The sequence below is a fragment of the Aureliella helgolandensis genome (assembly GCF_007752135.1).
GTDB classification, from domain to species: domain Bacteria; phylum Planctomycetota; class Planctomycetia; order Pirellulales; family Pirellulaceae; genus Aureliella; species Aureliella helgolandensis.
This window is the reverse complement of the sequence record NZ_CP036298.1, coordinates 4,477,975-4,493,593: the sequence shown is the minus strand read 5'-3', so window position 1 is coordinate 4,493,593 and position 15,619 is coordinate 4,477,975. Positions and strand designations below refer to the sequence as shown.

General features: G+C 54.9%; 9 protein-coding genes. 2 read left to right on the top strand and 7 right to left on the bottom strand.

Annotated features, from left to right (window positions below; genetic code table 11):
• Positions 1 to 473 precede the first annotated feature (473 nt).
• The 5 genes from Q31a_RS15860 to Q31a_RS15840 form a co-directional block, all read right to left on the bottom strand.
• Positions 474 to 2,858 (bottom strand): serine hydrolase, encoded by a 2,385-nt coding sequence (locus Q31a_RS15860; RefSeq protein WP_231690782.1) that lies wholly within the window; start codon positions 2,856 to 2,858, stop codon positions 474 to 476.
• Between the two features lie 244 nt (positions 2,859 to 3,102).
• On the bottom strand, positions 3,103 to 4,575 hold the full coding sequence (locus Q31a_RS15855; protein ID WP_145079814.1) for an ATP-binding protein: 1,473 nt from the start codon (positions 4,573 to 4,575) through the stop codon (positions 3,103 to 3,105).
• Position 4,576: 1 nt separating this feature from the next.
• On the bottom strand, positions 4,577 to 6,286 hold the full coding sequence (locus Q31a_RS15850) for an ATP-binding protein (protein ID WP_145079811.1): 1,710 nt from the start codon (positions 6,284 to 6,286) through the stop codon (positions 4,577 to 4,579).
• A gap of 3 nt (positions 6,287 to 6,289) precedes the next feature.
• The gene (locus Q31a_RS15845; RefSeq protein WP_197355316.1) at positions 6,290 to 6,919 is read right to left on the bottom strand and encodes a YfiR family protein; all 630 of its coding nucleotides are present in this window, start codon (positions 6,917 to 6,919) and stop codon (positions 6,290 to 6,292) included.
• A gap of 837 nt (positions 6,920 to 7,756) precedes the next feature.
• Complete coding sequence (locus tag Q31a_RS15840; RefSeq protein ID WP_145079805.1) at positions 7,757 to 9,205, bottom strand: hypothetical protein; 1,449 nt, start codon at positions 9,203 to 9,205, stop codon at positions 7,757 to 7,759.
• 268 nt (positions 9,206 to 9,473) lie between these two features.
• On the opposite strand from Q31a_RS15840, the gene Q31a_RS15835 reads away from it, so the two are divergent.
• On the top strand, positions 9,474 to 10,397 hold the full coding sequence (locus tag Q31a_RS15835; RefSeq protein ID WP_231690781.1) for an SHD1 domain-containing protein: 924 nt from the start codon (positions 9,474 to 9,476) through the stop codon (positions 10,395 to 10,397).
• A 299-nt stretch (positions 10,398 to 10,696) separates the two neighbouring features.
• Here Q31a_RS15835 and Q31a_RS15830 read toward each other — a convergent pair whose 3' ends face one another.
• Positions 10,697 to 12,016: a lipopolysaccharide biosynthesis protein gene (locus tag Q31a_RS15830; RefSeq protein WP_145079802.1), complete on the bottom strand. Its 1,320-nt coding sequence runs from the start codon at positions 12,014 to 12,016 to the stop codon at positions 10,697 to 10,699.
• 412 nt (positions 12,017 to 12,428) lie between these two features.
• On the opposite strand from Q31a_RS15830, the gene Q31a_RS15825 reads away from it, so the two are divergent.
• Positions 12,429 to 14,015, top strand: a complete 1,587-nt coding sequence (locus Q31a_RS15825; RefSeq protein ID WP_197355315.1) for a porin family protein — start codon at positions 12,429 to 12,431, stop codon at positions 14,013 to 14,015.
• Here the strand turns inward: Q31a_RS15825 and Q31a_RS15820 are convergent.
• Entirely contained in the window at positions 14,012 to 15,376 is a 1,365-nt protein-coding gene (locus tag Q31a_RS15820; RefSeq protein ID WP_197355314.1) for a carbohydrate porin, read from the bottom strand. The genes Q31a_RS15825 and Q31a_RS15820 overlap by 4 nt on opposite strands.
• Between the last annotated feature and the right edge of the window lie 243 nt (positions 15,377 to 15,619).

Here is a 15,619-nt window from a genome sequence, read left to right as displayed (position 1 = left end):
CGCCGATCGGCATTCTCCCGAACGAACCGGCGGAGCAGTTCGGCGACTATCCGCCAGTAGTTGTTCCGACGGTCCTTAGACCACGATGAGTCTCAAGTCGGACGAGGGCTGTGATATACACTCTCGAAAGTAGATTTGGGGCTTCGAGAACTGCTTGACGGGTTTTCAAGTCACTGCGTCTGAGTTGGTCGGCCGCGGTTTGCCCTGAATGCTCAGAAGTGAGCGGGAGCCCAGTACCAGCTGGACGGTGGGATGAAGGCAGGATATCGCGTCCTGCCTTAGTGAGCTAATTCGTCGGCCAGGGGACACCGTTTGTAACCCGCAATTCAATGCCCACTTACCCACTTCCCGTCTTCGTGCAAGTGCTGATTCTGCCAACGGCTGAATGGCCGCCTCTTGCCCTTGGCCGATGGAAGGTAGGGCAAGTGATGCAGGTCGTAGCGATTTGCGTTTGATTTCAGTGGCCCTTGAGATCAGTCGTCCTTGAGGATTGTCTCGAAGCTTTGGTTGCCTAAGCGGTATCGCTCCCAGTCCTGAAAATCGAAGTGCCACCATTCAAACTCGTAGATGGTGAACTGGTGTGACTCCATGGTGCGACGTAAAAGTTCACGGTACCACCGCTGACGGGAGGTTCCACCGGGATACAGTGGAAACGATCGGGGAGAAAATTCGTCGTAGCCGGCCACCATTTCGATAGGTTGCCTCGTTTCGAGATCGTACAAGGTAAGATCGACGGCGCAGCCGCGATTGTGCCGGGAGCCGTTCGCCGGATTGGCCACGAAATCCTTAAGTTCCGTGGGTGTTGCATCCCAAAACATCTTCGTGACGTACCATGGGCGGTAGGCGTCATGGATGAGCAATCCCAGCCCTTGTTGGCTCAGCTCTTGATGTGCGTTGGCCACCGCCTTGGCTGCGGGACGTTGCAGGAACGCGCGCGGCTGCTTGTAGAAAACTTCACCGGTAAAATTGTTGGTAGTTGCGTAGCGAATATCGAGACGTATCCCAGGATCAAACTGCGTCAGATCGACAAGATCGGTAGCTTGGAAGTCTCCCGTCTCCTTCGGCGGTGAGGCTTGCATGGCCGCTTCGCGCAGATCTGCGATGGGTTGCACCGGCTCAATTCGGAAGGTTTCACCATGCTTTGTGCCCACCTCGCGGCGTTCGAACGGTACTTCGGCGGCTAGAACCTGGGTCGCCTTCCCCTGCTCGTTGCGGCTGAAAATTAGCTTTTCACCGTGGTACAGACCATAGTCTGGGAAGGCGAACTCGTTCTCACCCAATTCTTGGAGAGGATAGTAGTAGAACCATTCAATCAACGCATAAAGTTGCTCATCCTCCTCAAGGATATAGAGTGTGTTGTGGTCCCAGCCGTACTCGCCGATGAGGCCTGCCCAGTGGGCGGGGGCGGGCGCTGGAGGGGAGTCGGGCAAACGCTGGAAATTGGTCTCACCGACGCGCAGCAACTCAGAGCTTGAAACAGTGATTGGCGTGCCGTAGTTGACGCAATCGTCGGTCAGCAATCGTCCATCGTCCACCGATGCTCTGATTTGGTTCTGGAAGGTACCGCGTTGCATTATCAGCTCGTCCTGGTACCGGCTAATGAGCGTGAATCGCTCTCCATCGACTTCGCGGTACTTCCCGACCAATTCATCAGCGCGGGCCCGAGGTACGGGAGCGGTGCGCGAATATTCGGGGAGAGGTTGATCGTCTTGGGTCGCGACCATCAGCTGCAGGGCGTATTCCGAAAGTCGTGCGACCACGCCATTGGCTCCGTCTAGAGACGCCGCCGCAGCCACACCGACACTCCGCTCTGGCAAGATTTCGAGCTGGGTTGAGAATCCATACACTGCGCCGCCATGACCGATCTTGACATACTTGCCAAGCTTCTGGATGTGGAAACCAAGGCCAAACCCTTGCGGCTCGCCTTGGCTATCCTTTACCGGTGTGAGCATCTCGGACAGACTCTCAGCGGAGAGGATGTTGCTGCTCTCGAGTCCGTCCTGGTCGAGTAACCAGACTATGAATTTGGCGAGGTCCTTAGTGCTGGAAAAGAGGTTGCCGGCAGGGCCCGTACCCAATTGGAAGGAGGGAGCCTCAAAACGGCGTCCATCGTAGGTTCGCATCCACCCCGTAGCCAGCTTCGGCTGGAGCTGAGGGGTGGCATCAAAGCTGCTCGATTGCATCCCTAAGGGGGTGAAGATGGCGCGTTGGACCTGCTCCGCGTGGGTGCGTTGCAACTTGCTTTCCAGCACGGCACCCACCACTGCAACCGCAGCATTGGAGTACTTCGTTTTAGTGTTGGGCGGATAGACCAACGCGGTCGCATTAAGACTGGCAACCGACTCGCTTAGACTCGGCTCGGTGGGATCAAAATAGTTTCCCACCGGGGACTCGCGTACCAAACCACTGCGATGAGACATTAGCTGTCGCAGGGTGATGGGGACATTGTGCTCATTCCGTGGCTGAAAATCCGGCAGATAAGTTTGCACGGGCTCGTCCAACGATAAGTCTCCAGATTCCACCAGCTGCATCACGGCGATGTCGGTGAAAAGTTTGGAAACAGAACCCACTCGGTAAATGGTATCTGCGGTCGCTGGCGTTTCGCGAGCAGGATCCTGAAATCCAAATCCTTCCGCGTACACAATTCGATCGCGATCCACTAGGGTCAGCGACAAGGACGGGATGGACTTGCCTGCCACTTCATATTCGACGGCCGAAGCGAGTTTCTGCAGGGCTTCACGATAGTCGATCGCTGAAGGCGTTGCTGGTTGGGCTAGGGCGGAAAGCGGAGAAACGACGAACACTAGCAGCAGCCAAAAGGTAAAACGTCGCTGGCCCCGAAAAAATTCTGCTTTCACAGCACTCAACTCCCATTCTTAATTCCCAAGTTTGGTTTGATTGGTAGCTAGAATACCAGAAACGGAGCGCGCCGATGGCGCCCGGGGAGGCAACTGGTCGCGAGCTCAAGGGGAGCCCTGGCCATCCAGCGTCTCTGAGGACTGCGTCTCTTGGGGCTAGCGTGGAAGTTGCGCCATGGATTGAGATGGGACAGGCTTTTTCGCCAAATGCCCATGTGTCAACTCCCACAGGCAGCATGGGAAGCTAATGGTTCTGTGATGCTAATTGCGATGCTGCCAACATCTTATTGACGCTAGCCTGTTCCCCAATCACGATTGGATTGCTGGCTGCGACCTCAAACTGGCTCGATTTCTCTAGGGGCAGGTAGACTCTGATGGTCGTGCCCTTCCCTTCGGAAGACTTGACCTCCATCATGCCGTTGTGTCGCTGCACCAGGGTGTTGACCGTTGCAAGTCCTAAGCCGGTTCCATGCCCTCTCTGCTTGGTCGTAAAGAACGGAGTCAATACCTTATGGATTTCGGACTTTCCAATTCCGCACCCTTGATCTTCCACTTCGATCAAGAGCACTGTTGCGTTTTGTGCTAGGTTCGTGGTGAGGTTCGCCGATTTGGGGATCCGAGTGGATGGCGCAAGTTGCACGCGGATGTCGATGGCGCCGCCTTGTGGCATGGCATCACGCGCATTGGTACATAGGTTGAGCAAGACCTGTTCAAGGAAGGTCGTTTCTCCCAAAATCGAGAGCTTTCCGGGCGCAATTTCTAGATTGATGGAGTATTGGCAGCCCAACATGGGCGTGAGCATTTCGTGGATTTCAACCACTGTCGTGGCAACATCGATCACGACGGTTTCCGAAGTTTCGGAGCGGCTGAAGTCAAGGATCCGCCGCGTCATTTCATTGGCATTGTGAGTTGCTTCGAGCACAACGTCGAGCATCTCTCGTTCAGCCGGAGAGTTTGAAATCGCGTCGGAACCACGTGCAAGTTCGACATAACTCTGGATGACGGCTAGCTGATGGCGAAATTCATGCGAGATTCCGCCGGCCAATCGGCCGAGGGATTCTAGCTTCTCGCGGTGCAACAGTTGTCTTTCGATGTTCATTGCTTCGGCTTGAGCTTGTTCACGCAATGCGTTGGCTTGACGCAGGTCGCTCGTTCGCTCCTCGACCAACCGTTGTAGGTCGGACATCTGGAGTGCCGCCTTTTCAGCTAACCGCGTCTTCTCACTGAGGGCTGTTGCCAATTGTGAGACTTCAACGTTATCGAACGGCTTCTTGAGGATCAGCAATCGATCACTCCTGCCAACCTCTTGAATAATATCGAACCAGGAGTGGTCGGAAAATGCAGTGCAAATCACGACTTGAATCAGTGGGTCGACTTCGAAAATGCGTCGAATGGTTTCCAAACCATCCCAGCCCGGGGGCATCCGCATATCGACAAACGCAAGTGCAAACGCCTGACCGGCCTCGCGGGCATCAAGCACCATTTCAAAGCCATCTTGGCCCTGAAATGCCGAAGATAGCTCAAAGCTACAGCCAAGTTTTTGCGTGGACACGCCCGTTTGGGCGGAATCGCCATCTCCGAATAGTTCGTTTTCTAGGGAGGACAGCGTATCGTCTTCGTCGGATTGCACCAGGATGCGTCGGAAGTCATCGTGAATGGCTTCGTTGTCATCGATGATGATGATCCGGTGGACTTGATTGGATTGGTTGTTGGACATACTAGGCCTCTTGTTTGTACTGATAAGGAAGAACGAGAGTGAAGGTTGCTCCGAGCCCCTCGCCCTGACTTTTAACTGATAGGGATCCGCCTAATTCGTAGGCTGCCAGTGCGCAGGCGTGCAAGCCGAATCCGTGGCCTTGCGCCTTCGTGGTGAATCCATAGGAGAAAATCTTTTTCAGGTTTTCAGGCCTAACTCCAACCCCAGTATCGCTCACTTGCACCGACACGCGTTCACCGTCGATGTCGTTGATTCTCAGGGTGATTCGCGGGCTGTCTCCCGCCAGTTCTTCAATCGCTTGTTTAGCATTGAATACCAAGTTGACTAAAATCTGCAGAATGCGATGTTGATCGGAATACAGCGGCTTGTGCGCAGCGAAGATACGGGTTACGTCGATTCCGTGTCTAGCCAAAGATACATCATGCAGCTCCAATGCGTCTTCAAATACGTGTTCCAATTGAATCTTCGTGACGATTCCCGAGGATTTGGCGAACGACTGTTGAGAGGCCACGATCTTCTTGATGTGATCGATGTTGGAGACGAGGCGATCGACCTCCTGCCGGACTTCGGTGTTTTCAGCGTCGCATTTCTTAGCGATACCTTGTAGGAAGTCGGCCAGCTTGAGCATGCGATCGGGTGGATTGCTCATCAATTCGGCGGTAGGAATGGAGTCCGATGCCGTATCGCGGAGGAGGTGGGCGGAACGCTCCAGACTGACCGACGGGCTGTATCGCACGCGTTCCAGGATCATGCCTGCCGAAACGTTGACACTGTTCAGAACATTGCCCACGTTGTGCAGCACGCCCGTAGCCACGTCAGCCATGCCTGCCCGACGGGCTGTGTCGATCAGTTCGCACTGCACGCGTTCCAGCTCCCGTTGAGCCATCGCTTTTTCTTCGATTTCGAGTTTCAAATGCTTATTGGCTTGCGTGAGTTGAAAGGTGCGTTCGTGAACTCGGTCCTCTAAGTGGCTATGTGCCTTGCGAAGCTCATCGCGATTGGATTCAATCTGAACAAGCATATTATTAAAGGCGGTGTAGAGCTCACCGATTTCATCGTCTCTCGATTCAACGACGCGAACCGAATAGTCGTCACGCAAGGAAATTTCGTTGGCGACTTGTGCGAGTTTTACGATCGGTCTGGAGATCAGCTTCTCGAAGCTCGTGGCAATCAACAAGGCTACTACCAGAGCAGCGATCAGGGTGAAACCGACCAGTTTTAGATTGCTCAAAATACGTTGTTTTAGCCCATCGGCGCTCGCCAGCAGGTATACCGTCCCAAGTGGTTCGTCGGCGTCGCGGATCTCCGTGATCTGTTCGACGTAGCCCTTACGGAAGACGGTTCCAATCGTAAGCAGCACCCCATTCGGCAGTGGTAAACTGGAGGCGTTATCGACCAGCGCCGGCGATTCGTGGATGGCGAACATGCTGTTCGAGCGATCGAAAATACACGCTCTGAGTACCGCAGGCTCGCGGCTAACCGTCTTGAGGACATCTGAGGCCGTCTCATGATCGTCAAAGGTAACGGCAGCGATCGAGTTGTCGGCCACGACTTGGCTCAAGACTTCCAACTGATTGCCTAAGGCGGTTCGCGATGCCAGGATGTCCGTCACAATAAATGCGGCTGAGGCAATGCACAGCGCACTGGCTGCCGTCACGGTAATGAGCAGAATCAGTTTGGCTCGGATCGGCAATCGACTAAATATTTGCATGCATCATTCCCCAGCTCTGACTAGTTCATGACCACGTACGAGGCGTCCAAGCTGTAGTACTTTGGAGCTGATTTGCAAACCCGCCGCCTCCGTATTTTCTAGGTTGATCTGAAATTTGACGCGATTGCTTTCGATATAGAATGTGACGGAATTGTTGTCCGCCAAGTCCATCCGCTCTCCAAACAACATGGTGGACGTATTGGCCAACGCCTGGACGATGCGTTGGTAGTCCACGTCGGAGACGCTGGCCGGTACAAAGAGAATGTTTGCCTGGCCAAGGTTGGCAACCGAGTCGTAGCGATGCACGGCAATGGGACGCCCATTGACCGTCTTCTTAGCGGCTATTTTCTGAAGATAGACCTCCAGCGCCGAAGGCCCATAGACCCCACACACGATCGGATTCTCCGTGCCAACCAATTTGGTGGAAGCCGCCGGCCACTGAACGTACTTGGCGAAGTTATAAATGTAGGCTGCCTTGAGCGGAGTCTCTCGAACCACTACGTCCTGTGCATGCAGGTCGCGAACCTGGGCGAGCAGCGGTAGGAAGACGGAAAGTATCCAAAAAATGCGGCTACGACATTGCACTCGCCGAAGATCGGTCCCGTGAAATTGGTGAGTGCGACGATGATTCACGACGTCCACCTCGCGCGCTGATCGTCGGTTGAGCTATTACAGCTGTCTGTTACCTGCATGAATGCATACCGCTTCTCCTCACCCATTGGACGACGGTGCGTGCGCTGGGTGCAAAATTGTTGAGTAGGTGCATTGCTGAGGGACATTGGGCGTTCCCTGTGCTGTTGTGATTGGAAGCTCCAACTTTTCTAAATGCATTCTGGTGGTTTTTCCTGCGGCTGCCAGCGGTTCCTAGTGCCATGGCATCAATGGGGCGCGTTGCGTCTAGATCCCAATTCCGCGCGCCTGAGAATTCGCTCCAGTCGTAGAGCAGGACTCGGACGTCAAGCGGAGGACAGACCGGCGCGTGCTGCTTACGCAATAAAGCAACGTGTCAAACCCCAGAAGGACAATTTATGCCTAGACATTAGGAAGTATCGGATAGCCTCGTAAAGAGGCCGAACCGAGGCCGGGTAATTGCGGCAATCCGCGTTCGGGATGCCTGTGGTGGCGGAGTTTGGTGGGGGGGAGCGGTCCCGACGTGCTACCAGTTGCGGACGGATTGGTGGGCGGATCGCCTAGGGAAATTGGAAATCCATTCAATCCACCAGCCAGAAGTCCAGGCCGCGCACTCGCCGCTCTGCTGCATCGATCGAATGCAGGGCTCGTAGGGAGTGGTTGGGGGGGGCAGGTGCAAGCTGCAGCGGTGGGGAGGGCTTGCGGGCACAATTGCCGGGGGAACGCGCTAGCGTCTGAGGAGGATTGGCCCAAAAGAAAACTCGCCCCATTTCAATGGGACGAGTTGATTGCGGATTACAACATCCAGCCTCGATAGGCTGGCAATGTATGGGACCTGGGCTAGAACTGGACCTTAAACTTGTCGGTCATAGCGCGGCGAACATCACTGGTCATCATGTCAATTCTACTGAGCGTGGATCGATAGTCTGCATTGGCGGCACCCCGGGCTTTGACATCCGTGACGCGTTGGTAGTCAGAGGAGGTGTTGGGGTCGTAATAGCCGTAGCCGCCATAACCAACACCGTAGCCACCATAGGAATAACCGTAGCTGTACCCTGACGACAGCCCCTCTTGGGCCTTCACGCTACCGGCGGCAATGTTGCCACCGCGAATGGTCAGAGCATTGTTGCGCAACAAGCCAGCGACGTTGGCACCGTAGTCGACCAATTGAGGGTCGACGTTGAGGGTGCCGAGCTGGTCGATGCGGCGTGCGACTTGATCATTCCACTTGGCGCGATAGCCCGTGGTTTGGGCTTCGTACTTTCGCACCCGTTCGATATTTGCGGTTACGCTATCGAAGTATTTTTTCGACTCGTAGCTGGCAGGGTCGTCTCCGTTTTGAGGTTCGGTCTCCTTGTGCCGGAGCGTATCCGCCACCTCTTCGGCCTGCTGACGAACGCTGAAGATTTCGAGAACACCTTGCAACGAGTCTTCGGAGATAGCGCCTTGGAACGACAAGCGATTGCCGTCCACTTTAACGGCCCAGTCCTTCACTTCGGGAGCCGCGGTGCCGTTTCGGTTTAGGATTTCATCCAGTAGGGCTGTGGCGACTGGCTTCAAGGCCGCTGGTGACTGCGAAAAGTCAATCGATAGAATGCACTCTTGCAGACTGCGTCGGCCAACGATAATACTGACACCCTGCACTGATGCTAACACCGTGGCAACGGCAGAACTGTCTTGGTCTTTCAGCGTTTCGAATTGAGCAATTCGACTTGCCAAAGGTACCGGTGAAAACGCGTCCTTGAGGTCAATCGCAAGCAACAATGCAAGGAACTTCTCCGGTTGTTTGGCTTGGCTCGCCAGGTATTCAGGGACGGAGGACTTGCTGTCGCTTTTCAACCAATCGGCGGCCAAGGAGCGGTTCGCTGGCCGCAGAAACCCCATCCGCTGCTGGCCGATAGGGACCAAGTAGGTTTGCTTGGGAGTCCACACAACGTCCTTGCCCCCGATGTTGTCCACGTATCCCTTGAGGGCCGCGGCCAAATCTGCTGCAGTGATATCCTTCTGCATCGTTGCATAACCCGCTTCCCAGCGTGGCACCAATGAGGTGGGTTCAAGGTCGGAAATCAACCACACGTCTTCAACGTTGTCGGTCATGTTATGAGACATGTTGGCATCAGCCATCAGTTTTTTGAGCGATGGTAAGTGCAAATAGCCAATGGAGTTCGCAGGCGCAGGGGACCGCAGTAGGAGTTCGTTCAGTTTTTCATTTTGTGCGTTTGCCGCGTTACCGAGCACCGCGAAGCACATCACGAGAGCCAGGAATGAGAATCGGGCAGATGCCAGCATAAGACAACCTTTGGCGTGTGTAGTTGAGGGAAGACAGGGGGCAAGGGGAGAGTCACCACCAATGCATTCAATAGACTAACCTGCCGTGCCATTGGTTACAACGGTTTGGTTTTCTTCCTGGGGGGTGTTTGGTCACCCACAGGGTGGTGACTAGGCTTATAGGAGTTTGCTAGATTTTAGGTATTATTTAAGGGACGCAGGGCAATTCGTGCTACTGCGCGTCTAGTTGTTACTGTTGCTCGCCCTACGCTTCCGGGAGTTTTTCCTCATGAAATTTTGTGCTGCCCTTGGATTATGTCTGCTATTCCAAGTGACTTGTATGCTCCCAGTTCAAGCCCGATTGTGGAGCAGCAAGAATGGACATTACAAATTGGAAGCCGAGGCCATCACCTTCAACGAGGAGTTGGTGGTGCTTAAGCGTCCTACGGGCGAGCTCGTGGCGGTGGAGCTGAAAGAGCTTTCTGAGGAAGATCAGGAGTATGTGCGATCGAAAGAGGCAACCGATGCGGCGGAGAAGTCCGCGGACGAAATGCAGACCTGGACGTCCCGCGATGGGATGAAGATTCGTGGTCGCGTGGTTGCCTACGGTCGTCGCGATTTGGTTGTCCAACGCAAACTGGGGCGAGTCCATATTGACGACAAGAAGTTCAGTGACATTGATCCACTTCACCAGCGACTGCTTTTAAAAATAATTGGGCACGAAGAGAAGACGACCTTCGAAGATGAGAAGCAACTGGAGACTTGGGGCAAGACGCTGGGCGGGACTCCACGGATCTACAAGCTCGAGGGTGTCAGGATGGAGCTGGAGGGCGGGGATGAGATTGGCGTCCCCTTTTTCATGTTTTCCACGGAGGATCTAGCCATTCTTGAACCGGGCTGGCAAATGTGGCTTGAAGAGGACGAGAGTCAGAAGACTCAAGAACGCGAGAGCTTTCTAATGCGTTCGGCGGCCATGGCCCACCAACAGGATCGGGCAGCCAAGCAGCAAATTGAAATGCTGAAGCTCAATTTGTTGGGGGCAGCGACCGGAGCGATTGGTGTTTGGCAGGTAGGCTTGGTACCAGGGCAAGGGGTGTATGGCCGGCCCACCTCGGTCATGATCACTGCGCAAAACAGTGGCCAAGCTCGACAAATTGCGATGCAGAATTATCCAGGTTACATTGTCGGTGGCGTTCGCAAGGCAAGTCGCTAAGAGTGCGGGGGGACTTGGTGCTTCATCTAACATATTAGTCTAAGGTAGATTGGCAGGTGTGGCACGGGCTCTGCCCGTGGAGGCCGCTCATAGCAGCTTCCATTCCGGGCTTCTAGCACTGCGATTTGAACCGTATTTTCGTGCTGCCTAGCCGACTTGGGAGACAACCAGAACCAACTTGGGCGAGCGTGCTGGCTGGCCACGAAAAGATCCGCTAGCCACGCCAGTGCCCGCCAGTGCCCGCCAGTGCCTCGCCAGTGCCTCGCCAACTCCAAAGTCCGCTCGGTATCGATGGGGATCTACTTGCGGTCCTCCAATGCTGCGTCGGCTGGTGGTTTAGCGGGGACGAGTCGCATTCGCGCTAGCGTTCGATTGGCGAGTTGGAAGTTGACGAGAGCCAGCGAGCCGATGGCCAGCATGTAAGCGGTGGCGGCACCGGTAATCCCGTAGACTCGGAACAGCCCGATGGTCAGGATGGCCAACGCGATACCGTGTCCCAGCAGGCTCAATAGCAACGCGCGCCTCTGCCCCGCAAACAATAGGAAAGCTGGCGCTAGGGAGAAGAGTGTCCAGAGGCTTGAGCCCAAGGCAATCAAACACAGTGCTGGATAGGCACCTACGAAATCCTCACCGTAGATTCGCAGTATTTGTTTTCCAAAGCAAAATACAATCAGCAAAAACAAGCAGATCCCGCCACTGAGGACAGCAAATCGCTGGTTTCTTAAGCTAACGCCCTGAGCCCAGTCTGCACCATCAATGATGATCGCCATGGTGGGTTGAAAATACTTATCCGTCGATTTCGATAGGAGCAGAATCAGACACCCCGTTTCAAACGCGGGCGCCAAGAGCGCCAATTGGTCCGAGGGGTGGGGCAGGTGGTGAAGAAGTACCAAAGTGGCTTTGAATAGCCAGCTGGTCATGAAGCCGAATGCCAAGAAAGAGAATCCCTGCAAGACCCATTCTCGACTCTGGAATTCGGCATTAACGCCCGTGAGCAGCCCACCCGTCAAACGGGCGCACATCGCCACCGCCATTGCTAAGCCCAGCATGCTTCCAATACTGAAGCAAAGCACCGCGCGGTAGGGATTGATTTCGGAAATGCTGAGGACCAACAAGATCAATCCAAGCGTGGTCAGTGGCACCAAAATCCGAGCCAAGACGGTGGCGGTGGTGGCCAGCCTGAATGCCAGCAGCATATCGATGGCCACTCCTGCGCCCGCAATGCAAGGTAGGCAAATGAGGGCAATTAACATCACTTCCCGTCCAGCGCCGGCTCTCAACGGGACTTCAATCGCAGCAGCCAGCAGGCCGAGTGCGATGCTCAGGATTAGACATCCCCAGCCGGCAAATCGGAGATAGCCCTTCATGAGCCCAAAACTGCTGTGTGCCTGATAGATGGGCACAATTTTGAGAGCGTACTTTCCGAAGCCAGCCTCCGCCAAAGTGCCCAATAGGCCCAAGGTGGCAATGGTACCGATGTATTGTTCAAATTGATGCAGTGAAAGGCTTCGCGCGAGGATGATGGAAATCGCGTAGCCAACCCCAATCCCCAGGATATTGACCATCACCAGCAACCAGGGCACGAGACGATGTTGAGTGGGGAAGTCTTGGAAGACCATAGGGCGTCTCAGCTGGTGAAGCGGCGAACACGGGTTCCCTAGCGTAGTGGCAGGCTACAGCCGTGTTGAGACCAGAACGTTGCAATTGTGCTCATCGCGAGAAATTGCTATCAGACACATTAGTGCGTTGACGAGGGGGGGAGTGCCACTCGCTTGGCACCACCACGGTCCACCGCACGACAGCGCCGCGATTTAGGAGTACTCGTCCTGTTCCAGTGCTGACACGTCAGTGTTCGCATTGTGGTGGGAGCCCACTGATGCCGGCGGGCAGCTGATTGTCGCCGGAGGGGACGGCTCCAGTGGAACTCGAAGGCCGACGCACAGTAAATTGAAGAAGTTACCGCCTCGGATGTGCTCAGCTTCCGGATTCCTCATTCAACCTCTCTCGATCTGCTCTACCCACTCTATTTCAATGACTCGATCCAAACCAGCATATTCCAATTGCTGGCGGTGCTTGGCCGCCTGGCTTGCCTGTATTTCAGCGGCTTGCATTTGCGAAGCTGAGGATCGCAACGCGTTAGGCTACGGTGCGAATACCGAGTCTTCCCCGACGATTGTTCAGCAGGCCGACGACCTGTGGTTAGGGATTCCCTCGGTGCCTGAGGGTTTGGCGCAATCGACGGTCGTTTCCCAAGGTGGGGTTGCTTCGGAAAGTCCTGCCTCAGCGGTGGAGCAACCAGTGGTTGCATTCCCCGCATACGCTGAAGCTTCGAGTAGTCCTTCCTCATCCCCTCCTGCGATAACCGCTCCAGCATCGAGCGTTGCCTCCAGTGTGACATCTGCCTCACAGACTTCGGTTGCGCCCTTTAGCGTGGGATACGATGGTGGCTTTGTCATTGCGAGCCAGGCGGGCATTAATTTGCCCGTCGCGCAGTATCCGTACAGCCTGGTGATCAATGGTTATGGTCAACTTCGTGAAACCGTATTTGAATCGCAGGGAACCACGCCGGACCTGAACCAATTGCAGCTCAAGCGCGCGCGGCTAGTTTTCTCTGGGCACGCATTTAACCCCGACTTTCGCTACTACATCCAGCTTGATGGTCGTAGTAGTTCAGGTGATGCGCTACGGATACTGGACTACTACCTCAACTATGATTTCGGCCACCGGCATTGGAATCTCGCGGAGAAACGCCTCGGCTTCCGAACCGGGCTCTACAAAATGCCTTTCTCGATGTCGCGAGGGCTGAGTGGGAAGGAATTGCAGTTTGCCGATCGTTCGATGGCGAGTATGTTTTTCGACGTGAATCGCAGCCTCGCTTGGGGATTGTATGGGGAGCTGACTCCACTGCAAATGCCGCTAACTTGGGAGGTCGCGATCTTCAATGGATTGGTTACCGGCGGGGCGGAAACGGGAAGCAGCGGTACGTTGGATAACAACAATGCATTTTCTGCCCGCGTGACGATGTCGCCCATCGGTGACTGGGAGACGGGCGGCCTGGCTGATCTAACCATCCACGAACGACTGGCCACTCGCGTGGGAGTGGGGACCGCCTTTACTCAAATTGATCGAGTGGGTACTACGGAGTTCAATGCACTGCGCGTGGTTGACTCGGGTGCCCAGCTTTCGAGTCTCCTACCCAACGCCGTTGATCACTACTCTGTCGCACTCTACGCGGCGGACGCCGGTATCAAGTACCGGGGCGCGTCTCTCAATCTCGAGTACTACTTTCGCAACGTGAATGGTTTCCACGGCGCCCAATTACCAGATCTATTTGACCATGGTCTCTGGTTGCAGGGCGGGTATATTCTGATTCCCGAAAAGCTGGAAGTGCTGGCGCGTTGGTCTCGGGTTCAAGGAAACTCCGGGACTCTAGGGAACGATCAACGTAGTTCTGAGGAGATCGCTGCGGGTTTTGTGCGCTACTTCAAACGCCAGAACGTAAAACTCACCGTCGATGCAACGTACCTGGATGGCGCTCCCGTTAACTCGACCGCTCTGGATATCAGCCAAGGCGACATCGGTTGGCTCTGTCGCACGCAGCTTCAGTTCAGCTTCTAGAAGGCAACGTTCATCCGCACTCCCGCGAGGAGTGCTGTGTCCAGCGAATCGCGGAACGAGGAGATGACTTGCAGATCCGGGGTCACGCTGACCATCGAGTTGACGGCTGCGTTGTAGAATAGTTCAACACCCTGTTCATCCTTGAGTCCACCGATTGCGTTGGCGATGAAGGGAGCGATGGGATTGCTGGTCGATGAATAGTAGTAGCCCATACCGAAGCGATCATGTTCGCGTCCGCTGATCATACTGGTGCCACCCAGTCCGGCGGATAGGAAATAGGCGATTGGGTTGGTTTGGTCATCCGCAATGGCAGCTCTACCAAAATAGCCCCATCCCCGCTTCGGGTCTCTGCGATCAGACACTAGATATTGATCACAATTCCAATACAAAGACCAGGATCCCGACTGGCGATCAATGGGAATGGTTGGCAGGATCACTCGGGGATCTTGGCTGAGGGACGCAACTTCGCGGCTACTCCAAGTTGCTCCAAACAGTTGGTGGCCAGGGAGGTCGAAGAAGTTGGTTGGAAGACGCAACTCGGTGGTTAGCGCGCAACCCTCGTTGAAGAGTTCACCCAGTCCAATGGTCCGCGTCGTATCGACAGCGTTGAGGACCATGAACGACAGGAGCGGCTCGCCTTCCAGAAGGAACGAGCATCCGGCACCTAGCGTTGAGTAGGGAATGGTACGCAGTGTGGCTGGATTTCCCACGAAAGCGAGATTGGAGAATTGAGTGATGCCCCTGGCCTGTGCGAAGTCATTGGCATCGCCACTGAGCGCGTCGACCTTACCCGCAAACAGCACGAAGTCTTCGGAAAGTGCTTGGGTGATCAGAAAATTAGTAACGTAGAGGTGTTCTTTTTCAGCCGAAGGAAGGTCCGCAGGTAATGTTGAGGGAATGAAACTTCCACTCAATCCGGAACCTGATTCTCCGAATCGATGTTCAGTGCGAACTGTTAGGAAGAGCCCCTCTTGAACTCCCAGCTTGCCAAAGTCAAAGTTGGCTAGGTAGTCCCCATGTCCCGAGTAGCGGAACTCGCGTTCGAGCCCACCGGTGGTATTTCCAAAGTAGTATTGCGTTAAGTTGTTTTGCAGAGAGATACCGTTCTTTGCCAAGGTGGCACGGCGCTGGTTGAGTTGGGCAAAAAAACCATCTTGCGAACAGGAGGGCTCGATACCGTAGGAGTCGCATGCGAGGTAATTGGAGCATATCGGTCCTTCGGCAGTCAACAGATCGCAGCCACCAGCCCCGGTTTGTGCTGGAGCAGACGCGATGTCGAAGACACAGCACAGCCCGGCAACTACCATGGTCCAACCGACCGATTGAGAAAATTTCCGTCTGCGTCTAGGATTCGTAGCCATCGAATTCTGCTCCGTCGGTGAGGCAAGGTAGGATTCCATTCCATCCTGGTGTGCACGTGCAGCCACGTTCACTGTTAGATCCACTAATACGGACTATCGGATTTACTGGCTTCAGAGAACGCGTTCCATACTCAAAATCGGGCGGACTAGCGGGAAACTAGGGGACGAGCAGCTCCTGATGGTCTGTTGAGGAAGACTCTAACGACCGTCGGAACCTTCCGGAGTTCTCGTAGAGAATCGCGA